We start from the raw sequence: 23,442 nt of genomic DNA, 5'->3' as shown, positions 1-23,442 counted from the left end.
GCGCGGGCAGGGAGGTGAAGGGCGGGAAAGGCGGAAAGCAGCAAAAAGGGCGGCGGAAAAGTGCAAAAAGATTTCTCCGCGGGGGTGCCCGAAAACGCTGCCAGGGGATCAATGCCCCGCGGCGCTGTATTGTCGGCCCTGCAAGGGGGTAATCCCGAAGCGGTCCTTGTACGCGCGGGAGAAGTGCGCCTGTGAGGAAAATCCGAGACTGGCCGCCAGCTGCCCCAGGGGCTGCCGCGCGGCATTGGGCGCCGAGGCGCTCCGGCGTGCCGCCTCGAGCCTTTCGTTAAGAATGAAGCGGGCAACGCTGATGCCTTCTCCGGCGAAGATCGGGGAGAGTTGTCGTTCGCTGATGCCGACGGCGGCGGCTATTTGGGCCGCCGACAGTCGCGGATCCCGGAACCGTTGGGCAATAAAGGCCTTTGCGGCACTGAAATGGCCCAGGCCGTCGTCCCCGCCGGCGCCGTTGATGAGGACACGGAGCAAACCAAGCGCGGCTGACTCCACACGTTCTCCGTCCGATTCCTGGGTTGCCAGAGCAGATTTCATCAGTTCCACCAGGGCACAAGCGTGGCTGTTCGCTGCGCCGCTGCCCCCGAATTCGAAAACCCGGGGCTTGCCGACAGAGTTGCGGCCCGAGATTTCCCTGAAAACAGGGCGGGGGACCTTCAATGCCAGCTCCCGGAGGCCATGGGAAAAGCCGCGCATGAAGGGCTGGTCCGCGTCATGCAGAATTGCCTGACCGGGGCGAAGCAGCTCGCATCCGTCCCGGTGGTAGAAGAAGGCTTCGCCGTCCAAATTGAAATAGACGACGACAGCGTCAGCCGGTGTCGCCGAAATGTGGCGGCGGGTCCGTTCAACCACGTGCGGGTTAGCTGCCACATGGGCGAACTGGATTCCGGGGAGCAGGAGGTTGTACTCCGTCGCTTCCAGGGAGGCGTCATTGAGAGTCCTGCAGCCGAGCCCAATCAGGGACCTGGCATTGTGGTTCTCCCACAGTTCCACCCGCCGCGGCTCGGGGACGCCCGCCGTGGAGAAGCGAATCATGCCGTATTACCAGCCCGGCCATGGGAGGCCCCCGAGGAGGGACGCGGCGGCGACTGCGTGATCTGTGTCATATCGGGCGATTGTACGGGCACCAGGAATGCCGTGGCCGATCTTTTTCACGGCACTACGAGGCCCCCTCTTTCTTTTGCCGTCGATAAGCGTGGTGCACGGAGATCCGGGACGGGTGCTCTCGTGGAAGAGGACCTCGACCTGCTCGGGAGCGTTGAGCTGGATGGCTTCGGCGAGCTGGGCGTTGGTGGAGCCGGCGCGCAGGCTGCCGACCAGGGTGAGAACGGTGTTCGTGGACATGTGAACTCCTTGTAGAGCGCCGCGGAGATTTCGGCGGCTGGTGATTGATCGGGATGGGGGATAAAGCTCAGCCCTCAGCGGGCTGCGGTCCGGGGGCCTGGATCAGCTGGCGGGAAGGACGAAAGCTGAATCGATGGTGATCGTGACTTTGTCCCCGACCATTACGCCGCCGGCTTCGAGCGCGGCGTTCCAGGTGATGCCGAAGGCCTTGCGGGAGATCGGCGCGGGTGGCGGAGAAGCCGGCGCGGGTGGCGCCGAAGGTGTCCACCGCCATGCCGCCGAATTCGACGTCGAAGAGCCGACCGCCGTCAGCTGGCATCAGCGGTCGGCTCGACTACGTTTCCAAGTGCCGGACCTATGCTTAAGTTAACGCTTATCCGTTCCGCCGAAGGAGAGATCGAATGTCTCGCATCATTTCGACCGGCTTGGCCAAGACCGGTCTCCTGCTCGGCTACAAGGTCGCCCGCGATACAGGGAACAGGCAGGCAGGCGGCGCCATTTTGGCAGCCTGCGGCTTGGCCGCCTTCGCGGTTTGGAAAAACGACGCTGGCTCGGCCCGGGCTGCCGCCCTCACGGGCACGTATATTACGGCCTTTGGCGCGTCCCACCCCCTGGCGAAGAAGATCGGGGCGTGGCCGGCAGTATTCACCGTCACCGGGGTCATGGCGCTGGCCTCGATGATCTTTGGCGGGCGCCGCAAGGAGTCCTAGTACAACAGGCGCGCTAGCTGTACCCAGCCAGCAGGTTGGTTACATCTGGTGATGGGTGGTCCTCCTCCGAGGGCGCTGACTTGTGGTCTTGGAGGCGGCGGGCTCGGCTGCGTTGGTGGTCCGTGCCCACTTCATGGAGGGCCGGTCTGTCGGTTTGTCATGTAGTTTGCGGTTCGTTTCTCCATGAGTTGTTCGGAAAGGAGGAACGCGCCGCCATGATGTTCGTTGATTTCCAGCATGAGGGCCGCCCCGTTGTGCGGTGCTTGTTTGCAGCCGGTCCGGCTCCGGAGGGCTGCTTTTCTTAGCGGAGCGAAATCGCGCCCAAGACACAACTGCCGCGCCCAAACGGCCGTTTAAGCAGCGTGGTTGGGGGCGGCGAAGTGGGCAAGAAAGAGGGTGTGCACAATGTGCAGCACACCCTGGGCGTTGGATCGGGTCGTACTGGTGCCGGACTGGGCCGCGCTTTCGGGCAGCCCACTTGAATCCTGTCGTCAGCCAGGCGCTGTCCGGCGTTGTTGCAGCGAGAATGGCGGGGGAGTGAGTGGCTGTCGCCTGAGCCGGTGCTGCCTGTGCTGGGCTGGTCGGTGGAATAGGCGTCAGAGACTGCCATGGTCGGTGGGCTCAAGGAGTCGTGACACCGTGTAGCCGATGACGAGGCCCCAGAACGCCGGGTGGATGTTGAAGAGACTCAAACCCGAGATGGTCACGACGAAGGTCACCAGGGACCCCAAGGTGAAGGCCTTGGCGAAGGCGGTCACAAAGGCCTGCTGGAGAGCCCGCAGCATCGCTATGCCGCCCAGGGCGAGGATGAATTCCTTGGGGGTTGCGAGCATGAGGCGGGTGAGGGTGGGGGCCAGGAGGGCGCAGGCCATGGCCAGGACGCCGTACACCACGGCAGCAGTGTACTGCCGCTGCCTGCTTCCCGAGGACGTCATCAGGGCGTTCGTGGGCCCGGTCACGCATGCTGAAACGGCGCCGCATCCGGCATTGAGCAAGGAAAAAGCCCCCGAAGCGATGGCGAAGACGTTTATCGGCGGATTGTGGCCGGCGGCACGGAGGACGGCGACGCCTTGGCCATTCTGAACGAACAGCACGGTGAGGGCCAGGGGAACAACCAGCTCGAGCTGGGCAGCCCAGGTGAACTCAGGAAGGGTGAAGACCGGGGTGGCCAGAATCGGTCCGCCATCCGGGAGGGCAAATTGACCACTTGCTGCCACGGCAAGGCAACCAACCACAAGGGTGCCGAGCACCGGGGGAAGGAACCTGCCCAGGGCGGGCACGGCTGTGAGGACCAGGAACACGGCCACCATCGGGGCAGCCACCACCGGGTTCGCCTGCGTTGAGGCGACGATGTCTGTGCCGAATTTCAAAAACACAGCTGCCACCATGGCCATGACAATGGGCATCGGGACCGCCGCCATGATCCGGCGCACCATTCCGGTGGCACCCAGGGCGAGGATGAGCAATCCGGACGTGAAGAACGCGCCGACCACCTCCGGAAAGGACAGGTGCTGCAGCGACGGGCCGAGGAGCACCGTGCCGGGAATGGACCATGCGAAGCCCAGGGGTTGTCGATAGAGGAGAGACATGAAGACGGTTGCTGCCCCGCCTGAAAATAGGATGGCAAACACCCAGGACGCAAGCTGGCCGTGAGTAAGTCCGCCCGCCGTTCCAACGGCCAGCGTGACTGCTATCGGCCCTGAGCCGGCGAAGATGAGGCCGATCACCCCGTTCGATACATAGGGCATGCCCAGGTCACGGAGGAGTTGGCGGACCCCGGCGGGGCGAACCCCCGGGCGTTCCAGCAGCGGTTGAGACTCCGGGGCCGCAGCGGCTTCCGTGTGGGGCATGGCGGGCGGGATCTGGCGGGATCGCGGCATTCTGGCTCCTGGGAATGGCGGAAAAACGGGCGCCCCGGAGTTGGCACTCCGGGGCGCCGTCCGTGCAAGAGCCGAGGCGCCGGCACTGGTTGTGGCGGTGGTTTTTACTTGTGCTGGCCTTCCTTGGCGAGAACATAGTTATAGACCACTTCTTCGCCGGCCTGACCGTCCGTGCGCGGCTTCGGGTCGAGCATGAGCTCGGGCTTGACTGCCGAGGCGATGTCGTCCGCGTTGTGGGGATCGCCGGGGAAGTACAGTTGCTGGGTTACGGGCTGGAAGCCGGGCGCGGAGACCTTGATGTGTATGTGCGCCGGGCGCCAGGCGTGCCAGCCTGCTGCGCTGATTAGCTGCCCGCAGGCCCCATCCGTGGGAATCTGATAGGGCGCCGGGCGCATCGTGTTGATTTCGAAGCGGCCGTCGTCGTCTGCCTTGACGGTGGCGCGGAAGAGCCAGTCGGGGAGGCCCGGCGCGTACTGGGAGTAAAAACCGGCACTGTCTGCGTGCCAGATCTCCACCTGGGCGTTCTGGATGGGGTTACCGTCCGTGTCAGTGAAGCGGCCGCTGAAGTGCAGCGGCGTCCCCTCCTCGTCCTCACGCATCTCCACGGTGGCCGGAGTCTGGAGTGCAGGGGAGCCCGGCACGTAGTAGGGCCCTTCGATGGTGCCCACGGTTCCAGGGCGGTCCTGGGAGTTGACGTCCTCCACAGTGTGCTCCAGCCACACGTCGAGGAACAGTGGCCATTCCCCGTCAGTTCCCACCTTGATGAGCCAGGCTTTGAGTGCGTTGTATTCCTCGTACGTGACCTGGTGTTCGACGACGATGTCATTGGCGGCTTTGATGAGTGCCCCCGCCAGCAGGCTTACCCTTTCCTTCGGCACATCCGGCCGCGAGAGCTTGCCTGAGGCGGTGAAGCGCTCGGTGGCCTTTGAGCCGGCTTCGACGGCAGTGCCCTCATTCTCTTTGCGGCTCTCCGCTTGGGTCTCGGTCATGGTGATCTCCATATTCCTCATTGAACAGGGGTCCAGGAAGGCTTTCCTGTGCCCATTGCGAACCGGTGGGGGGGCAGGGTCTGCACCTGCTGACGCGGCCTCGCGTGATGTCCGTCTCATCGTAGGTGGGAAATAAGGACGCTACAAATATCGATTCGGCCCGTTTTTAGTCATTAAGCTGACATAAAGGCACCCTTGGCCGATGCTAGGTGTTTGCCTGATGTGAGTGGTGTCACGGTAAGGGAGAATTGCCTGACAACGTCCCTCGGGGCACCGCGGGTTGGCCCGGACCTCCCGCTCATCCGTCCAGCACTCTCCAATGAAGGAGCACGCATGACCGAGAACCTGACCCATGTCCGCGAGGTCCTTGCCGACGCCGTGATCGACGACCGCGAGAACGGCGTGATCCGGGCCAAACGCGAAATTTTCACCGATGAAGATATTTTCGAACTGGAGATGAAGCACATCTTCGAGGGCAACTGGGTTTACTTGGCCCACGAGTCCCAGATCCCCAATGTGGGGGACTACTTCACCACCAACATCGGCCGCACTCCCGTGGTGATCACCCGCGACAAGGACGAAAACCTTAACTGCATCGTCAACGCCTGCTCACACCGCGGTGCCATGCTGTGCCGCCGCAAGACGGATAACCGCACCACTTTCACCTGCCCGTTCCACGGCTGGACGTTCAAGAACTCCGGTGAGCTGCTGAAAGTGAAAGACTCCCGCAACGCCGGCTACCCGGAGACTTTCAATAAAGAGGGCTCCCACGACCTCACCAAGGTTGCCCGCTTCGACTCCTACCGCGGCTTCCTGTTCGGTTCCTTGAAGGCTGATGTTCTCCCGCTCGAAGAGCACCTGGGCGACGCCACCAAGGTGATCGACTCCATCGTGGATCAGTCCCCGGAAGGACTCGAGGTGCTGCGCGGGTCGTCTACCTACACCTATGACGGCAACTGGAAGGTCCAGGCCGAAAACGGCGCCGACGGCTACCACGTTACCGCCGTGCACTGGAACTACGCCGCCACAACAGCCCGCCGCAGCGCCGGCGACTCCGCCAACACAACCAAGGCCATGGACGCCGGCAAGTGGGGCAAGGTCAAGGGCGGTTTCTATTCCTACGACCACGGACACCTACTGCTGTGGCAGGAATGGACCAACCCGCAGGACCGTCCTCTGTGGGACCGCCGCGAGGAGCTCGTTGCAAAGTACGGCGAGGAGATGGCGAACTTCATGATCAACATCTCGCGGAACCTCTGCCTGTACCCGAATGTCTACATCATGGACCAATTCTCTTCGCAGATCCGCCACTTCCGTCCCATCTCCGCGGACCAGACCGAGGTGACGATCTACTGCATCGCACCCAAGGGCGAATCGCAGGAGAATCGATCCAAACGCATCCGCCAGTACGAGGACTTCTTCAACGCCACCGGCATGGCCACCCCCGACGACCTCGAGGAGTTCAGGTCCTGCAACAAGACCTACTGGGCCACCTCGGCGCCATGGAACGACATGACCCGCGGGTCCACCCACGAGATTGCCGGCCCCGACGAACAGGCCCAGGCGCTGGGCATGACCAAGGTCATCGCATCCGGGGTGCGCACCGAGGACGAGGGGCTCTACCCCGTCCAGCACGGGTACTGGAAGGAAGTCATGGACCGGGCGCTGGCGGAAGAGGAGCACTCCGCACTGGATACCTTTCCCGTCACCGCCTGACCCAGACCACGTGGAACCAGAGAGAGTGCATAACCCATGACCAACCTGACAAAACCTGCCGCGGCGCTCAAGACCGTCGAGGAGATCGCCACCCTCGAAACTGTCCGTGCCTTTCTGTACAAGGAAGCCCGCCTGCTGGATGAGCGCCAGTTCGACGAGTGGCTTCAGTGCTACCACCCGGACTCCGAGTTCTGGATGCCCGCATGGGACGTCGACGACCGGCTGACCGAGGACCCGCAGAAGGAGATCTCGCTCATCTACTACGACAACCGCGGCGGCATTGAGGACCGTGTCTTCCGGATCAAGACGGATCGGTCCTCAGCCACCTCCCTTCCGGAGCCCCGCACCGGGCACAACATCACAGACATCGAGATCGTGGAGCACGACGGCGACCAGGTGAAGGTGCGCTTCAACTGGTTCACCCTGTACTTCCGCTACAACACAACGGACACGTACTTCGGGACCAGCTTCTACACGATCGATCTCGCCGGCGGGGAGCCGGTAATCATGAAAAAGAAGGTCGTTCTAAAGAACGACTACATCCACCACGTGGTGGACGTCTACATGATCTGACGGCCGCGCGCCGGTGCCCGGCAACTCCCGGGCACCGGCCTCAACCGTTCCGAAACCCGTGCCCGCCGGGCATATCCGCACTATCCCCGGGTCGCGACGACGCGACCCTCATCAGGAGGAAATCATGGGCCACAACGTAGCCCTCAGCTTCGAGGATGGCGTCACTAAAGTCATCAAGGTCGGTGACCACGAGACCGTGATGGACGCCGCGTACAAGGCACGCATCAACATTCCATCAGACTGTCGGGACGGTGCCTGCGGCACCTGTAAGGCATTTTGCGATTCCGGCTCCTTCGACCCGGGGGACTACATTGACGACGCCATGACGGAGGAAGAACTCGAAAAGGGCTATATGCTCACCTGCCAGGCGGTCCCGGAGTCGGATCTGGCCATCCAGATCCCTGCCACGTCGGAATCCGCGAAAACCTCAGCCACCACCTTCACGTCCACCATGAAGGAACTCAACAAGCACTCGGAAACCACAGTTTCCTTCACCCTTGAGGTCGAAAACCGGGACGCTCTGGCCTTCCTGCCGGGCCAGTACGTCAACATCAAGGTCCCCGGAACCGACGCGGAGCGCTCCTACTCCTTCAGCAGCGGCCCCGAGGTGCAGAATGCTTCATTCATGGTGCGGGTCACACCGCAGGGTGCGATGTCCGAATACCTGCGCGACAGGGCTGCTGTGGGCGACACCATCGAGTTCACCGGTCCGTACGGCTCGTTCTTCCTGCGGGAGCCCAAGCGCCCCCTGTTGCTCCTGGCAGGTGGCACCGGCCTGGCCCCGCTCCTGTCCATCCTGGAGAAGCTCTCCGAGAACCCGCCGTCGACACCGGTCCATCTGATTTACGGCGTGTCCCGCGAGGCGGACATCGCCGGCCTGGACTGGCTGCGGGAATATGAGGCGCAGGTGCCCGGATTCACCTGGGACTACATTGCTTCCGAACCCGGCACGTCCGCTCCCCACACAGGCTATGTCACACAGATCATCGCGCCCTCCCACCTGAACGACGGCGATGTTGACATCTACCTGTGCGGCCCGCCTCCGATGGTAAATGCCGTTTCGAAGTGGCTGGACTCCGAGGGCATCAAGCCCGCCAGCTTCTACTTCGAGCGCTTTGCCCCGAAGGAGGCCACCGGCGGCGACGCCGAGACGGGTGCACCGGCACCTGAGCAGAAGATTCAGGCCGAAGGCGACACGATGACCCGCAGCGAGGCCGTCTCGTCCCTGGAGACCGGCCGGCTGGATTTCCGCAAGGAGGACAGCTTCGCCCAGTTGGACGCCCGCATGGGCCTGGAGCTCGCGGTGAGCGAGCTGATGCTGGGCCGCCTCAGCGAGGAACAGCTGCACCAGTTCCGGCGGCTCGCCGAGGCCACCACGCGCTCTGTAGCTGCGGGCATCGTTCGGGAACCGGATGAGTTCGCGCGGACCAACGAGGAGTTCCACGAATACCTCTTCATCGTCTGCGACAACCCCATGCTGCTTGAGTCCTACCGCAGGCTCGACGTCCACGCGCAGATTGCTGCGGTCTTTGAGGCGGGGACCCGAATCTTCGAGCGGGTCACGCAAGACCACCTTGATATCGTTGATGCCTTCGAGCGCCAGGACAAGGCTCGGGTGCGGGAGGTCATGATGGCCCACGCACAGGACGCCAAGGAAACCATGGCCGCGGCGATCGACGCCAGGGCCGGCCGCTGATGTCGCGCCCTTATGCGGGACAGTTAGTTACTCCGGGCCGGTACGCCGGCAAGGTAGCCGTCGTGACGGGCTCCGCCCAGGGTATTGGCCAGAAAGTGGCCGAGCGGATCGGTGCCGAGGGCGGTGCGGTGGTCCTGGTGGACCGGTCCGGGCTGGTCCATGACGTGGCACGGGGGATCCAGGACGCCGCACAAGGCTCCGCTTCAGGAGGCTCGGCTACCGCTGTGACCGCTGACCTCGAGACCTTCGCAGGAGCCCAGCAAGCCGTCGCGGCGGCGCTGGACGCCCACGGCCGGGTCGATGTGCTGGTCAACAATGTAGGCGGCACCATCTGGGCCCGCCCCTACGAAGAGTACGACGAGGACAAGATCGAGAAGGAGATCCGGCGTTCGCTCTTTCCCACCCTCTGGACCTGCCGGGCTGTGCTGCCGGCCATGCTGCAGCAGAGCTCGGGCACCATCGTCAACGTTTCCTCGGTGGCCACCCGCGGTGTGCACCGCGTGCCGTACGCTGCTGCGAAGGGCGGCGTCAACGCCCTGACCCAGTCATTGGCGATGGAGGTGGGCGGACGCGGCATCCGCGTGGTCGCGACCGCCCCTGGCGGCACCGAGGCGCCGCCCCGCAAGGTCAAGCGTGGGCCGGAGGCTGAGTCCCCCACGGAAAAGGCCTGGTACCAGGCGATCGTTGACCAGACGGTGGAGTCGTCCTTCTTGAAGCGTTACGGAACCTTGGACGAACAGGCCGCGCCCATCGTATTCCTCGGATCAGATGAAGCGTCCTACCTGACAGGGACCATCCTTCCAGTCGCCGGCGGGGACCTGGGCTAAGGCCACCGGTGATGGATGCCCGCCGCCAGGGCCGTGCGGCCCGCTCCGGTAGACTTTCCCTCATGACGGCGGGCTCCATTCACGGTGAAATGGCGGAGAGCTTGCCGCTCGTTGGCCGGTCCAAGGTCTTCGAGGAGCTCTTGGAAATTTTCCGCTCGGTCCGCAAGGGGAATACGGGCGCAGTGGTGATCACCGGTCCATCCGGGTCCGGGAAGACCGCAGTGCTGGAGTTCTTCCTTGAACACTGCCGCACGGTGGCCCGTGGTGTCCGCGTGCTGTCCGCCATGGGCGACGACTGGGAGGCCCAGTTTCCCCTCGCCGGCTACTCCCAGCTCATGCTCACGTTGCCGCTGCGCTCGGCAAAGGATTACGACGGCGGCACGGCCTTGCCCGCGGGTCCCGTGGCGGCTCTCACCCCCGCCCAAGTGGTCAATTACGCCTCGACCCTCACCACCCATCTCGAAGGACTACAGTCCCACGGGAGCGTCGTTGTCGCCGTCGACGACGTTCACAAACTCGACGTGGAGAGCCTGCGCATCCTCACCTTCGTCATGCGCCGGCTGCACGGACAACGGATCATGTTCGTGCTCACGCTCAACCCCGAGGACGCGTCCCTTGTCCCCGCCGGTGTTCTGGATTTCCTCACCGGCCACCAGGTCGCCCGTATCCCGCTGGATCCGCTCACCCCGCAGCAGGTTCAGGATCTCTCCCGGCGTGTGCTCGGCATCGACCTCAGCCTGACGGCGGCGCACGGGCTGGTCCAGCACACCGGAGGGCTCCCGCAACCGATCTTGGAGCTGCTCCGCGAGTTGCCGGCGGAGACCTGGCAGACGTGGTTTCCCTCCCTGCCTCCGACTTCCCGGGTGCGTGCCCGGGTGCGAAGTGTGCTCGACGCCGCGTCCCCGGGGCTGGTCTCCGTCGCGGAGGCTGCGTCCGTGCTCGGGCGCAGCGCCGGCCTGGCAGAGGTTTCCCGGGTCAGCGGGGTGAAGTCCGTCATGGAGGTACTCGACGAGGGACACCGCGCTGGGCTGATGGGGTTGTCTGTTGATCAGGCCCGTTCCGCGGTCGTGTTCTTTGCACCTGGCACCGCCGAGGCCATCTACGAACAGATCGTTCCCAGCCGGCGCATTGCGCTGCACCGGCTGGCCGCCGAGGCTGTGCAGGCCGAGGGTGAACGGTTGGGCCACCGCGTCTCGGCCACGCCCGGTGCAGACGAGGCCCTGGCCGAGGAGCTGGAGGAGTTCGCCCGCTGCCAGGCCCTGGTGGGAGCGTGGCAGGATGCCTCAACAGCTTTGTTCTCCGCGTCCCGGCTCTCCTTGGACATCCGCTCCCGGAACGACAGGCTCCTGAGAGCCGTGGATGCTCTGGTGGGTTCTGGCGACATTGCCCAGGCGCAGATGTGGGCCGCGGCAGTGGACGCCCTGCCGTCCTCCTCCCTCCGTTCCTCGGTATTGGGCTACCTCTCGACGGCGTCGGGGCAGAACGGCAGCGCGCAAACGCAGCTGGAGATGGCATGGCGGACCTGCAACCCCCAGCGTGATCCCTCCGCCGCCGCGCAGGTGGCGCAGCGATTCGTTCTGCACGGGGTAGCGTCCTGGGACGGCCCACTGATTACCGGTTGGGCAGAGCGGGCCATGGCGCTTACGCAGCCGGGAACCCCCGCCTACATCGAGTCAGAGGCCATCTACGGCCTGGGCCTGTATGCGCAGGGCCGGATTTCGGAGGCAGAGGCCTCCTATCACCGGGCCTTCGAACATGCTGCCGAGAACGCCCAGAAGCAGCGGGTCCAGATGGGTGCTGGCTGGCTGGCACTGCGCCTTGACAATGTTGAGTCAGCGCTGGTGAATTTCGAGTCCGCGGCTCCCACTGAGTACCGGGGCGGGTCGATGCGGATTTCCCTGTGGGCGGAGGCCTGGCTGGCGCGCACCCATCTGGTGCTGGGCAACTGGGATGCCGCCGCCGCCACCGTGGCGCGTGCTTCCGTGCGCCTCGAGACCTCGCGGATGCCGCTGGTCCGCCCGCTGCTTTACTGGACCGCGGCGGAGCTCTGGTCCATGCGGGGAGACTGGGAGCGGGCCCGCTACTACGTTTCTCAGGCCGCGGTACAGCCTGGGACGTACCGTGCCATGCAGGTGCCGGCAAGTCTCGCCCGTGCCCGTTTCCACGAGGCGAGGGCGGACTATGAAAGCGCTTTGGCCGTGCTGCAGCCGCTGACGGAGCTGGACCCGTGGACGGAGAACCGGGTGTCCTTCTGGCCGTGGCAGGATACGTACGTCAACGCCCTGGTCATGACTGACCAGCTCGACGCCGCCGAATCGTTCCTCACGGCGTTTGAGAGCGTGCCGCGGGAGCGGGAAGTACCCTCGGACCTGGCGCGCATGGCATGGGCCAGGGGCCGGCTCCTGGCTGCGCAGGGGGATCCTGAGACGGCCAGGGAACACTTCGAGGCGGCCCTGGGACACCTCCGGGGGCTTAACCGGCCGTATCTGCGCGCGCGGATCAGTTTTGCGTTCGGTCAAAGCATGCGCCGGGCCGGCAAACGGCGCCTCGCATCGTCGGTGCTGCGTGCGGCCCGTGACCTGTACGACTCCCTGGGGGCGGCCACCTATGTGGAGCGGTGCGACCGGGAACTCAAGGCGACAGGCCTCGACGCCGGCAACCTGCCCGACCCGGCCGACCCTGTGCTGACTGCCGTCAGCGACCACCACGCCCAGCTCACCGCCCAGGAGCGGGCTGTGGCCGAGCTGGTGGCGGCCGGGGCCACCAACAAGGAGGCGGCCCGGGCCCTGTTCCTTGCGGAGAAGACGGTGCAGTACCACCTGACCCGGCTCTACCGGAAAATGGGGATCCGTTCCCGCAGCGAACTCGCGGCCGTGTTCCGGGCCAAGGACTGACCCGGAACACGGCCGGCGTTTGGGCCGCTGCTGCCGGTGCTACTTGACGTCGGAAGGGTGCTTCGCGAGCGGAACCACCGAGATGTCCATGTAGGAGAACAGCGGCAGGTTCTGCAGGATCTCATGGAGTTCGTCGTTCGAGTCGACGTCGAAGATCGAGTAGTTGGCATATTCCCCCACGACGCGCCAGATTTCCGGCCACTTGCCGGAGCGCTGAAGTTGCTGCGAGTAGGCCTTCTCCTTGGCCTTGACCTCGGCGGCCTCAGCGGCGGGCAGTTCGGCGGGAAGTTTTACGTCCATGTGGACCAGGTACTTCATGGTGTCCTCTCGGTGGATGGCTAACGGTCAGTGCGGTAAAGGGCGAGCTTGTCCTCGTCAACGGCGGTGCCCACGCCCGGGCCGTCAGGCACAAGGATGCGGCCGCCGGTGATCTCCAACGGTTCGGCCAACAGGTCGTCGGCCATGTCCAGGTAGTTGGATAGTTCCGCTGCGCGCTTGGCTGTGTGGGCAAATGCGGCACCGAAGACCACTGAGGCGACCGTGCCCACCTGGGTGTCGATCTGGTTGCCAATGTAGACGTCGATGCCCATACCCTCCGCCATCCCGACGATTTTGGCGGCCTCCGTAAAACCGGATCGGGCCGTCTTCACCGCCAGGAGGTTCGCGCCGCCGGTCAGGATTTCCCGTGCGGCCTCACCAAGGTTGGCGGCGGATTCGTCCGCGGCGATGGGGATGGGGGAGTTCTCCACCAGGCGGCGCCGGCCCAGTACTTCGCGGGCGTCGTCAGGTTCCTCGAGGAACTCCAGGCCCAGGTCCGCAGTCCGCCGCAGTACCTCGGCGGCCTCGTTGGCGGACCAGCCACGGTTGGCGTCCATGTAGAGCCCGGCGTCGTCGCCAAGGCCCTCCCGCAGGACCCGGGCGGCTTCGATGTCGAGGTGAAGCGGACGGCGGCCGGTCTTGAGCTTAAACGTGTTGATGCCATGGGTCTCACGGAATTCCAGGGCCAGGGCCAGCAATTCCTGTGCGGGCTTGAAGCCGAGCATGTGGGAGACCCGCAGCGAGTCGGAATACCCGCCCAGCAGTTTCGTCACCGGCTGTCCGAGGGTCTTGCCGATCGCGTCCCACACGGCGATGTCCACGGCACCCTTGGCCGTCTGGTTGTGCACCGTCCGGTACAGGATTGTCTGGATCTTCTCGCGGTCAAAAATGTCCACGCCGATCAGCTGGGGAGCAAAAATATCCTCCACTACCGCAACGATGGACTTCTGCGTCTCACCGTAGGTGTAGGGACGCGGCGGGGTGTCGGCGGTGCCCACCACGCCGTCGTCCGTGCGAAGCCTGATGAGCACATGGTCCGCCTCATGCACGGAACCGGAGGCGAAGTGCAGTGGATGGAGATACGGGATCGAATAGGGAATCGCCTCAATGGCTGCGATCTTCATGACTGGGGAAGCCTTTCATCAACGGGAAACGGGCGCGGCGCCGGGGCGGGCGCCGGGGGTACTGCAGTTGCGGTATCCACAACGTCCAGGAAATTCTGTAAGAGGGCCGAGGGGTGTCCGCGCATCCAGGCCACAGCGAGTTCCACCGGTGGGACGTTTTCGATCTCGCGGTAAGCGACGCCTTCAAGCTGGAAGGCCCGCACACTGGCCGGCATGACTGCCACACCGCCACCGGCGGCCACGAACGCGAGCATCGTAGAGGTCTCGCCGACCACCTGGGCGATGCGGGGTTGGAAGCCCGCCTGGCGGCACAGGTCTGAGGTGATGCGGTAAAGCACGGATTCGGGCGCGTAGGCGATAAAGTCCTGGTCCTGCAGTTCGTGCATGGCCACGGTCCGATCTATGGCAAGGGCGCTGAACGAGGGAAGCGCGACGACGAGCGGCTCCCGGGTCACAATCCGGTAGTCGATCTCCTGGGAAGCCACGGGTGGGCGCAACAACGCGGCGTCCAAAGTGCCGTCCCGCAGCCCCGCTTCCATGGATGGCGTGAGCATCTCGCCGTTCAGGGCAAGAGATAGGCCCGGCATGACTTGTTTGGCAAGGCGGGCGATCTGAGGCATGAGGCCGTATGTGGCTGAGCCCGAGAAACCCACGCGAAGCACACCGGTGGCGCCTTTGCCTACCTGGTAGACGTCAGCCCGAAGCGTTTCGACGTCGTTGACGATCTGCCGTCCGCGGTCCAGCAGGAGTTGGCCCGCCGCTGTGAGGTCAACCCGGCGGGTGGTGCGGTTGAGCAACCGTACTCCCAACTGCTCTTCCAACTGGCGGATCTGCTGGGACAGAGGCGGCTGGGCCATGTGTAACCGCTTCGCCGCCCGGCCGAAGTGGCGCTCCTCCGCGACCGCTATGAAGTAGTTCAACTGCCGGATCTCCATGTGGTGCCGCCCTTTGCCCGGTCAGTCCCGGGCGTTCTGCCCTGGGCCGATGATTTATTCATAGAATAACCACAAACGACGCCACTAGTACATATTGCTGACAGAATTGGTCCGGGCAGCTCCGCGCCGGCTACTAAAGCCGGGCAGCGGAGAGGGTTTCCTCTGTCAGGCTTTCGGCGATCTCCTCGACTTTGTGCTGTGCCTCGTCCGGCTTGCGCTGACGGGGGACCAGGACAGTGACCACGGCGCCGACCAGTGCAACAGCCCCGTAGATGTAAAAAGCGGTGGAACCGCCGATTCCGGCGGCAGCCAGCCAGCCGCCGATGATCGGCCCGAGCACCCCGCCCAACCGCCCCACGCTGGCGCACCATGCGACACCGGCTGCCCGGGCATTGGTGGTGAAATAGTTGGACTGGAACCCGTACACCAGCACCTGGGTGCCCAAGGTGCCCACTCCGGCCAAAGCAATGAAGGCAAACAGCAGCGGCAGCGGAAAGCTGAAGGTCATGAGCGCCAGGGAGATGGTGGCCAGCCCGAATGTGGCGGCGATGATGCGCTGAGGGCCGCTCCTGTCAGCCAGGCGGGAGGCGAGCAATCCGCCCGCCACAGCTCCGAGATTCAGTGCCAGCGGGAAAAACAGGGCGTACGTCCGTCCGTAGCCGTATCCCTCCATGATTTTCGGCAGCCACGTGTTGAGTCCATAGGTCAGCAGAAGGCCAGAGAAGGACATCAGGCCCAGCAGAATGGATGCCACGGCGAATTGTCGGGAAAATACGGCGGCAAAGCCGGACTTCTGCGGCGCGGCGCCGACCTGCAGGATCACCCGCTCTTCGATAAGCGGGACGCCGGTGCGCTGCGATGCGGCCAGGGCCTCCTGTTCACGGCCCCGGGAGAGCAGCCACCGCGGTGATTCCGGCAGCTTGCGCCAGGCAAGGGGCAGGACAATGACGAGCGGCAGGGAGCCGATGATGAACAGTCCACGCCAGCCGATGCTGTCAAGGAACAGGATGCCCAGGACGGACGCCAGCACACCGCCGGCCGGGACGCCTGAGTACACGACTGCATTGTAGAACTGCCGTCTTCCCGTGGGTGCGAACTCCGCCATCGTGGCGCCGGCAGTGGCAATGACCACTCCCAAGCCGAGCCCGGTGACGAAGCGCATGGCACCGAAGGCGGGGGCGGTGGTGGTCAGCGCCGTAACGAACATTCCGAGGGAGAACCAGGCGATGCCCAGGAGCATCAGCCGACGCCGGCCGAAAAAGTCGCCCACGGCGCCGCAGGTCTGCGAGCCCACGAGTACTCCGATGAGGGCACCCGGGTTCCTGCCCGGGTGGAATTCATATCCTTGATGTATCAAAGCGCTGCATTGTGTGCCGCCCCGCGCTGCAAGGCGTCAGAGCAGCACCGGGAAGCGAAGGTGCCGTCTCAATCCATACGATCTGGATATCGACCAGCAGGCACCCGAGAGTGGTTCGGCCCGCGGCCCGCGGATAGGCTGGCAGGATGATCAACGCCGCACGCCTGCACTCGGACCTGTCCCGCCTAGGCAGGGAAACCGAGATGTTCCTGGCCACCATCGATTCCCTGTCCGACGATGAGATGACCGTTCCCTCACTGTGCGAGGGGTGGACAAGGGCCGACGTCATCGCCCACGTTGCTTCGAGCGGCCGGGCACTGGTCAACCTCATCGAATGGGCTGCCTCCGGCGAGGAGCGGTCCCTATATGCATCACGCGAAGCCCGCTCGCAAGCGATCGCGGCCCTCGCCGCCCTTCCCCGTCAGGAGCTCATTGGGGAACTCCGGGAGTCTGCCCGGAACTTTGCCGAACAGGCCCAGCGGCTGGGCGGGGACCTCGCGGCCCCGGACGTCCAGTTGAACGGCAAGAGCCTCCCCGCCACATCCATCGTGGCGCTTCGAATTGCCGAGGTGGTGGTGCATCACCAGGACCTCGGCACTGCTTGGACCCTCGAGGAGGCGGACCCGGATTCGCTGTTGAATGCCCTCGAAGCTGTGGTGCGGTCCTTGCGGGCAAAGGGCGCCCCCGGAATGACGCTGGTGACCGAAGAACGTGACGAGTGGGTCATCGGCAACGGCACGCTACGGGTTATGTCCGATCGTGAGGGCTTGCTCCAGTGGTTGGCGCGTGGGGACGCCGAACATATTGAAGTGAACGGCCCGGCGCCGGCACTGCCGTCCTGGTAAGCAGACGGGCCCAGTCGGAGCTAGACAAGGTCTCACCCACCGCTGCTTCGTACGATGTTCGGCGCGAACGCCGCACGGAGCATGCTGCTGGTAGCCGATATTCCGGTCATCAGGGTCACGGCAGGCTTCTGACTGGCAACAAATGGGGCAAGAATCAGGGTGTGCACAATGTGCACACCCTTGCCCTCGGATCGGATCGGATCGAATCGGGTCGTACGGCGGTCGGGCCGGGGCGGACTCCGTGTTTTTCCGCGGGAGTCCAGAGTTCGCAAGGGCGGGAATGTAGTTCGAGTCCCACCTCGGGCACGTGTTTTCCCTGACCTGTTCATGCCGTCTGGGTATGCCATTCCTCGGAGTTTGGTCTTAGACAGCATCCGCGGTCGATCCGAGAATGGATGGATACTCATGGCTGAAAGGAATCCCATGCCTGTATCAGTGGAATCTTCCGCAGGCGCTGCCCACACTCCTGCAGCCACCGGCACTATTGTCCAGTTCTCCCCGCAGGTCCTCGCGCAGCGCACCCTTGCCGCCCGCCGCTCAGAGGTGCGCAAAGTCTTCAGGGCGGCCCAGCGGCCGGGCATGATCTCCTTTGCCTTCTAAGCAACGTCGTACTGATCATTTCCTTGCCGTTCTGGGGCAAGTTCTCTGACCGTTTCGGCCGCCGACCCAGCCTCTTGATAGGCACCGGCGTGCCCATCATCCTCTTCCCGCTGCTGATAAACACCGTGGGTCAGAGCTTCTGGTCCCTCTTTCTGCCTGCCACCATCATCCTGGTTTTCATGGGTGCAACGCTGTCCATTTCACCTGCAGTGTTCGCAGAGCTCTTCCCCACCCGGATCCGCACAGTGGGCGTCGCTGTGCCCTACGCCGTCGCCGTTGCCGTTTTCGGTGGGACGGCACCGTATCTCCAGAACTGGGCGAATGCGTCGTTCGGTCCGGGAGCGTTCACCATCTATGTGGTGGTTCTGCTGGCAATCTCCACGCTGGTCGCGTGGAGTCTTCCGGAAACCCGGGCGAAGAACCTCACCGGATAGACCGGCGGCAAGGGCGTATTTCAGCAAGGGGCTGATCAGTAGGACAGATGTGAGTGGCCCCAGGGCCGATAGCGGGGATGCCATCCCGGCGCCGTGATACTGGACAACTGCTTCGGAGGAATAGCGGGGGCTGCAGCGGACTTGTTCTAACTGGGGCGTCGACGACCGGCTGCCTCTTGAAAGGACCTCAGTGCCCACTCCCTTTATCCCGTTCACCATGCGCGCTACTGTCCGCGAAGACCACAAGCGCTCCTTCCGCACGGACATAGAACGTCTTACCGGCGGTCATCGCGGGTGGGCGCCGCTGGATGTCGTCAAGTCCACCGATACCCAGGCGCTGCTGCGAGGAGCGATCGCGCAAAGCGTCCACACCGCTACCGACGAGAGCCTTGCCCGCTACCTCCAGGCTCGCTTTGTCGCTGATAACGATATCTATTTGGATCTCACCGTCCGCATCGGGCGCTAGCAGACGCCCACGCAAGCCCCGACCACGCTGGTCCGGGGCGTTTCCATGTGATCGAAAGGCAGCCGGGGCACTAAGCGACGGTTATGGCCTCTTTGTGTGTTCATTGGTTGGGCTAACGGTCGTAGCAATTCAGTACAAAGAAGGGAACCGGGCCCCTGCGATTCGGGGCGCGGGGAGTGTCCGTCTAACGGTGTATCTGGCTCGTCACGCCGCGCGGTGATCCCGTTGACAAACCGACAGAGAAATCCGAGGCCGCCCGCGAGTTGATGAGGATGCCCAAGGAGCAGGACGTGGCCCCGACCGGTCCTGACGGGCTGCTGAAGATGCTGACCTAGAACATCATCGAGTAGAAGTACAACTTTGGAGTGCGCCTTCCCTGGGCGCGGCATGCAGGGGTGATGTGGCCGATGGCCCTTCAGCCGGTGGCGCTTAGCTGCTGAGTGCCCGTGCGGTCCGATGGTCGGCAGCGGGGTAGACGCCCAGGATGCGCACCTCGGTGGTGAAGAAATCCAGCTCCTCGAGGGCCAGCCGGAGCGGCAGGTCCTCGGGGTGGCCCTCCACGTCCACCATGAACATGGTGGCGGCGAACTCGTCACCCACCATGTAGCTCTCCAGCCGCGTCATGTTCACCCCGTTCGTGGCGAACCCGCCCAGCGCCTTGTAGAGCGCCGAGGGGACGTTCCGGACGCGGAACACAAAGCTGGTCACTGCCGGCCCGGCCAACTCATCCCGGGTGGGCAGGTTCTTTTCCCGGGCCAGGACCACAAAGCGGGTGGTGTTGGAGGGGTCGTCCTCAACGCGCGATGCCAGCACCTCCAGACCATAGATCTGGGCCGCCAGCGGGGGAGCGAGGGACAGTTTGGCGGGGTCGTTCCATTCCCGGACCTCCCGGGCGGAACCGGCGGTGTCGCCGGCAATGACGGGCCGGAGCCCGGCGTCGCGGATCAGTCGGCGGCACTGTCCAAGGGCGTGGATGTGGCTGTGGACCTCGGTGGCACCTTCGATGGTGCTGCCCGGGATGCCTAAGAGGTCGAAGTGTATGGGCAAGAAGAACTCGCCCACGATCTGCAGGTGCGACTTGGGAAGCAGAATATGGATGTCCGCCACGCGGCCGGCAATCGAATTCTCGATCGGGATCATGGCCAGCTCGGCCTCCCCGCTGGTGACCAGCTCGAAAGCGTCCTCGAAGCTGGCGCAGGGAACGCTTTCCAACTCGGGGAACATCTGTTGACACGCGATATTGGAGTTGGCGCCGGGTTCACCCTGGTACGCAATCTTCTGGGCCATGGTCCGTATGTTTTCACCTCAGGGGCCAGCTCACCCAACTGGAGACCCACTGTGTCCCTTCGGGACCTCCGTCCGGGGCTGAAAATCCGTTTTTGGTCGACTGTTGCCGGCTCCTGGCGCAAATACAGGACAGCCTCATCTGTCCTGGGGAGTGGGGCCGCAATGCCCGCAAGAGCACAGAGGACGACGGCGGGAGGTCCCGCCGTCGTCCTCAAACATGGTAGCCAGCGCCCTCGGCTAGGAGTTCGACTCCGCTTTTTCAGGAGCGATGCCGTAAAAGGGCGTGAACCGACATCTCGCTCCGGGGGAAATGTTGGAACGGACGATCGCGGCGTTCTCCATCGCCGCCAGGTGGTATCTGACGGCGCCCCGCGAGGACGCGATACCGTCGCTGATGTCAGCTACTTTGCTTGCACCATGACTTCGCAGGTAGTCGATGATTTGTGATTTGATCGGTGCGCTTCTCGCTCTTTCCGTCCGCTCAATGCGGTTCACGTCCATCGGGCTCTGGACTTCAAAGTCAGCGGTCATTGGCGATGGCCTTTCATCCCGGGTGAGGGTCCGTTTGCAGGTTCAAAATTTAGTTAACCGACCGGGTGCCGGTCAGTGCCTCGAAACGAGCTCGGGTTGCCGGCTGTCCTCAGTGTCTTGGGCGTCGTCTGCGGTGCCGGCGCGCGACGCCTCGAGGAGGGACGTGGACTTGTCGTGGTTCCGGCCGATCACCGCGGTGGCGATGGCATTTCCCAGGATGTTGGTGGCGGTGCGCCCCATGTCCAGGAGCTGGTCGATTACCAGCAGGACACCAATCCCGGCGACGGGGATACCGAAGGCAGGGACCACGGCGGCGACGACGACGAGTGACCCGCGGGGCACGCCGGCCATGCCCTTGCTGCTGAGGAGGAGCATTGCGGTCATCGCGATCTGCTGGCCAAGGTCCATGCCGATGCCGTAGGCGTTGATCAGGAAGACCGACGCGAAGGTCATGTACATCATGGAACCGTCCACGTTGAACGAGTAACCCAGTGGCAGCACGAAACCGGTGGTGCGCTTGTCGATGCCGAACTTGGTCAGGCCTTCGATGAGCTTGGGCAGGGCGGCTTCACTGCTGGAGGTGGCGAACGCAATAACCATGGGTTCACGCACAATCCGGACCAGCCGGAAGGCGGCCCGTCCGAGCAAGGCGACCGCGACGGCGATCATGATCGCCCAGAGTGCGGAGAGGGAGAGGTAGAACCCGCCGATGAACGAGGCGTAGGTAGCGAAAGCGTCCACGCCCTTGGAGGTGAAGGCTGCCGCGATACCGGCGAAAACGCCCACCGGCGCCGCCTTCATCACATATCCGGTGACCTTCAGCATGACGCCCATCAGTTCGTCGATGGCATCCGCTATGGAGGAGCCGCCCTTCTTCCGGAGGTTCAGCAGGGCGATGCCGAAGAGAGCCCCGAAGACAAGGATCTGAAGGGGGTTGTTTTCGGTCAGTGCGGCGAAGACGCTCGTGGGGATGATGTGGGTAACAAACGCCTGGTAATCGAGGGGCTTCGTTTCCATCCCCGCGTCGCCTCCCGGCATCAGGTGGAGCCCGTCACCGACGTTGAGTACATGGGCCGTGATGAAGCCGAAGGCGCCCACCAGGACGGAGGCGGACAGGAACCAGATCATCGAGCGGCCAAAGAGCTTGCCCACCCCGGCGGATTTGGCCGCTCCTGCGATGCCGGAGACGAGGGTGGCGAAGATCAGCGGGGCAATGATCATTTTGATCAGGTTCAGGAACATGTGCGTCACGGTGTCGAGGACCGCCACGACGGATTCGCGCGTGGCCACCGGCAGCAGCCAGTGGAAGAGCAGACCGCCGAGGATTCCGAGCAGGAGCGCTGCCAGGATCCACATCGTTGATTTGTTTTTCATAGTCAGTCCTTGGGTAGAGGCCGGGTTGGTGGCCCGGTGCTGGAACGGTCCTCGTCATCGAGTTCCGTTTTCTCTGGAGTCGGTCGGGATTTTGGGCACGACGGCGTGCCCCTCGCTCCCTGGTCGGGCGGGGTCGTGGGTGTGCGGCGGCTACTTGCTCAGGTTGGCGAGGCGCTGCGGGCTGAGGAGCTCGGTTAGCTGCTCGGCGGTCAGGAGCCCGTGTTCGAGGACGAGTTCCGCGACGCCCTTGCCGGTGGCGAGGGCTTCCTGCGCGATGGCCGTGGCTGTGGCGTAGCCCAGATGCGGGTTGAGGGCGGTGACGAGGCCGATTGACTGTTCCACCGTGAGGCGGAGGTGCTCGGTGTTGGCGGTAATGCCCCGGACGCAGCGGGCCGTGAGGGTGCGGCAGGCGGCTTCCAGGTGGGAGATGCTCTTGTGGAGGCTGTGGACGATGATCGGTTCGAAGGCGTTGAGCTGGAGCTGGCCGGCCTCGGCGGCCATGGTGATGGTGACGTCGTTGCCGATGACCTCGTAGGCGACCTGGCTGACCACTTCCGGGATGACCGGGTTGATCTTGCCGGGCATGATCGAGGAGCCGGACTGCACTGCGGGAAGGTTGATTTCGCCAAGCCCGGCGCGCGGGCCGGAGGAGAGCAGCCGGAGGTCGTTGCAGATCTTGGACAGTTTCACGGCGACCCGCTTCAGCACGCCGGAGAGGTGCACAAAGGCGCCGACGTCCTGCGTGGCCTCGATCAGGTCCACTGCGGTGACGAGCGGAAGGCCCGTGATGTCGGCCAGGTGCCGGCAGGCGGCCGCGGCGTACCCGGCCGGGGCGTTCAGGCCGGTGCCGATCGCCGTGGCGCCGAGATTGATTTCGTGGATCAACAGGTCGGCTTCGGCCAGGCGGAGCCGGTCCTCCCCGATCGTGACGGCGTAGGTGCCGAATTCCTGGCCGAGTGTCATGGGGACGGCGTCCTGCAGTTGGGTGCGGCCCATCTTCACCACCGTGCGGAATTCAAGGGCCTTGGCGGCGAAGGCGTCCTCGAGCTCGGTGAGCGCTTCGAGGAGTTCCCGGGCGGCGAAGATCGTGCCGAGCTTGACCGCCGTGGGATAGACGTCGTTGGTGGACTGGCTGAGGTTGACGTGGTCGTTGGGGTGCAGCCGTGCGTAGTCGCCCTTGGGGCGGCCGAGGATTTCCAGGGCCCGGTTGGCGATCACCTCGTTGGCGTTCATGTTCGAGGACGTCCCGGCACCGCCCTGGATGACGTCCACGACGAACTGCTCGCTGAGCTTGCCGTTCATGATGTCGGCGCAGGCATCCTCGATGGCCCGGGCGCGCTCGGCGTCGAGCAGCCCGAGCTCGTGGTTGGTGCGGGCGGCGGCCAGTTTCACGGCAGCCAGTCCGCGGACCAGGTACATGTTGGAGGACAGTGGCTGGCCGGTGATGGGGAAGTTCTCCACGGCCCGGAGGGTGTGGACGCCCCAGTAGGCGTCGGCGGGAACATCCCGGTCGCCGAGGAGGTCGTGTTC

Annotated in this window: 21 protein-coding genes and 2 pseudogenes; 10 read left to right on the top strand and 13 right to left on the bottom strand. The window is 64.3% G+C overall.

Annotated features, from left to right (window positions below):
- Positions 1–108: 108 nt before the first annotated feature.
- The 3 genes and pseudogenes from BLR03_RS22245 to BLR03_RS25075 all read right to left on the bottom strand — a co-directional run.
- Positions 109–1,047 (bottom strand): helix-turn-helix domain-containing protein, encoded by a 939-nt coding sequence (locus BLR03_RS22245; protein WP_091256593.1) that lies wholly within the window; start codon positions 1,045–1,047, stop codon positions 109–111.
- Positions 1,048–1,233: 186 nt separating this feature from the next.
- A pseudogene (locus BLR03_RS22240) lies at positions 1,234–1,356 on the bottom strand (FMN reductase); the annotation flags it as partial.
- Between the two features lie 102 nt (positions 1,357–1,458).
- Positions 1,459–1,648 (bottom strand): annotated as a pseudogene (locus BLR03_RS25075) (YceI family protein); the annotation flags it as partial.
- A 109-nt stretch (positions 1,649–1,757) separates the two neighbouring features.
- Between BLR03_RS25075 and BLR03_RS22230 the strand changes: the two are divergent.
- Positions 1,758–2,066 carry a hypothetical protein gene (locus BLR03_RS22230; protein WP_091256591.1) on the top strand — a complete coding sequence of 103 codons (309 nt, stop codon included), beginning with the start codon at positions 1,758–1,760 and terminating at the stop codon, positions 2,064–2,066.
- 596 nt (positions 2,067–2,662) lie between these two features.
- Here BLR03_RS22230 and BLR03_RS22225 read toward each other — a convergent pair.
- Both BLR03_RS22225 and catA read right to left on the bottom strand, forming a co-directional pair.
- Entirely contained in the window at positions 2,663–3,946 is a 1,284-nt protein-coding gene (locus BLR03_RS22225; protein ID WP_091256589.1) for a benzoate/H(+) symporter BenE family transporter, read from the bottom strand.
- 104 nt (positions 3,947–4,050) lie between these two features.
- Positions 4,051–4,947, bottom strand: coding sequence for a catechol 1,2-dioxygenase (gene catA, locus BLR03_RS22220; RefSeq protein ID WP_091256587.1), 897 nt, complete (start codon positions 4,945–4,947; stop codon positions 4,051–4,053).
- Positions 4,948–5,268: 321 nt separating this feature from the next.
- Here catA and benA point away from each other — a divergent pair, with 321 nt between their 5' ends.
- The 5 genes from benA to BLR03_RS22195 all read left to right on the top strand — a co-directional run bounded on the left by benA (position 5,269) and on the right by BLR03_RS22195 (position 12,641).
- Positions 5,269–6,651, top strand: a complete 1,383-nt coding sequence (benA, locus tag BLR03_RS22215; RefSeq protein WP_091256584.1) for a benzoate 1,2-dioxygenase large subunit — start codon at positions 5,269–5,271, stop codon at positions 6,649–6,651.
- A gap of 36 nt (positions 6,652–6,687) precedes the next feature.
- On the top strand, positions 6,688–7,224 hold the full coding sequence (benB, locus tag BLR03_RS22210; protein WP_091256582.1) for a benzoate 1,2-dioxygenase small subunit: 537 nt from the start codon (positions 6,688–6,690) through the stop codon (positions 7,222–7,224).
- 124 nt (positions 7,225–7,348) lie between these two features.
- Positions 7,349–8,920 carry a benzoate 1,2-dioxygenase electron transfer component BenC gene (gene benC, locus BLR03_RS22205; protein WP_091256580.1) on the top strand — a complete coding sequence of 524 codons (1,572 nt, stop codon included), beginning with the start codon at positions 7,349–7,351 and terminating at the stop codon, positions 8,918–8,920.
- A complete protein-coding gene (locus BLR03_RS22200; RefSeq protein ID WP_091256578.1) occupies positions 8,920–9,747 on the top strand; it encodes a 1,6-dihydroxycyclohexa-2,4-diene-1-carboxylate dehydrogenase in 828 nt (275 codons plus the stop codon). The genes benC and BLR03_RS22200 overlap by 1 nt, the downstream gene beginning before the upstream one ends.
- 62 nt (positions 9,748–9,809) lie before the next feature.
- Complete coding sequence (locus BLR03_RS22195; RefSeq protein WP_091256602.1) at positions 9,810–12,641, top strand: ATP-binding protein; 2,832 nt, start codon at positions 9,810–9,812, stop codon at positions 12,639–12,641.
- Between the two features lie 39 nt (positions 12,642–12,680).
- On the opposite strand, the gene catC is transcribed toward BLR03_RS22195, so the two are convergent.
- The 4 genes from catC to BLR03_RS22175 all read right to left on the bottom strand — a co-directional run bounded on the left by catC (position 12,681) and on the right by BLR03_RS22175 (position 16,375).
- A complete protein-coding gene (gene catC, locus BLR03_RS22190; RefSeq protein WP_091256576.1) occupies positions 12,681–12,959 on the bottom strand; it encodes a muconolactone Delta-isomerase in 279 nt (92 codons plus the stop codon).
- Between the two features lie 20 nt (positions 12,960–12,979).
- Complete coding sequence (locus tag BLR03_RS22185; RefSeq protein WP_091256574.1) at positions 12,980–14,083, bottom strand: mandelate racemase/muconate lactonizing enzyme family protein; 1,104 nt, start codon at positions 14,081–14,083, stop codon at positions 12,980–12,982.
- On the bottom strand, positions 14,080–15,018 hold the full coding sequence (locus BLR03_RS22180; RefSeq protein ID WP_091256572.1) for a LysR substrate-binding domain-containing protein: 939 nt from the start codon (positions 15,016–15,018) through the stop codon (positions 14,080–14,082). The genes BLR03_RS22185 and BLR03_RS22180 overlap by 4 nt, the downstream gene beginning before the upstream one ends.
- A 133-nt stretch (positions 15,019–15,151) precedes the next feature.
- A complete protein-coding gene (locus tag BLR03_RS22175; RefSeq protein ID WP_302846614.1) occupies positions 15,152–16,375 on the bottom strand; it encodes an MFS transporter in 1,224 nt (407 codons plus the stop codon).
- A gap of 146 nt (positions 16,376–16,521) precedes the next feature.
- Here BLR03_RS22175 and BLR03_RS22170 point away from each other — a divergent pair, with 146 nt between their 5' ends.
- The 4 genes from BLR03_RS22170 (at position 16,522) to BLR03_RS22160 (ending at position 18,720) form a co-directional block, all read left to right on the top strand.
- Positions 16,522–17,220, top strand: a complete 699-nt coding sequence (locus BLR03_RS22170; protein ID WP_091256571.1) for a maleylpyruvate isomerase family mycothiol-dependent enzyme — start codon at positions 16,522–16,524, stop codon at positions 17,218–17,220.
- A gap of 423 nt (positions 17,221–17,643) precedes the next feature.
- Positions 17,644–17,820, top strand: coding sequence for a hypothetical protein (locus BLR03_RS25070; RefSeq protein WP_254788655.1), 177 nt, complete (start codon positions 17,644–17,646; stop codon positions 17,818–17,820).
- A gap of 11 nt (positions 17,821–17,831) precedes the next feature.
- Complete coding sequence (locus BLR03_RS22165) at positions 17,832–18,254, top strand: MFS transporter (protein WP_368086996.1); 423 nt, start codon at positions 17,832–17,834, stop codon at positions 18,252–18,254.
- A 190-nt stretch (positions 18,255–18,444) separates the two neighbouring features.
- Complete coding sequence (locus BLR03_RS22160) at positions 18,445–18,720, top strand: hypothetical protein (RefSeq protein ID WP_091256567.1); 276 nt, start codon at positions 18,445–18,447, stop codon at positions 18,718–18,720.
- 429 nt (positions 18,721–19,149) lie between these two features.
- Here the strand turns inward: BLR03_RS22160 and BLR03_RS22155 are convergent, their stop codons facing one another.
- From BLR03_RS22155 to BLR03_RS22140, 4 genes are all read right to left on the bottom strand, one after another.
- Positions 19,150–20,007 (bottom strand): prephenate dehydratase, encoded by an 858-nt coding sequence (locus BLR03_RS22155; RefSeq protein ID WP_091256565.1) that lies wholly within the window; start codon positions 20,005–20,007, stop codon positions 19,150–19,152.
- A 237-nt stretch (positions 20,008–20,244) separates the two neighbouring features.
- The gene (locus tag BLR03_RS22150) at positions 20,245–20,538 is read right to left on the bottom strand and encodes a winged helix-turn-helix domain-containing protein (protein WP_091256564.1); all 294 of its coding nucleotides are present in this window, start codon (positions 20,536–20,538) and stop codon (positions 20,245–20,247) included.
- A 72-nt stretch (positions 20,539–20,610) separates the two neighbouring features.
- On the bottom strand, positions 20,611–21,912 hold the full coding sequence (locus BLR03_RS22145; RefSeq protein WP_091256562.1) for a dicarboxylate/amino acid:cation symporter: 1,302 nt from the start codon (positions 21,910–21,912) through the stop codon (positions 20,611–20,613).
- Between the two features lie 150 nt (positions 21,913–22,062).
- Positions 22,063–23,442 (bottom strand): aspartate ammonia-lyase (locus BLR03_RS22140; RefSeq protein WP_091256560.1); only part of this gene is annotated, 1,380 nt, incomplete at its 5' end.

Source organism: Arthrobacter sp. ok909 (genome assembly GCF_900104405.1).
Taxonomy (GTDB): Bacteria; Actinomycetota; Actinomycetes; order Actinomycetales; family Micrococcaceae; genus Arthrobacter; species Arthrobacter humicola.
The sequence above is the reverse complement of the archived record's forward strand: the minus strand, read 5'-3'. Positions and strand labels throughout refer to the sequence as shown.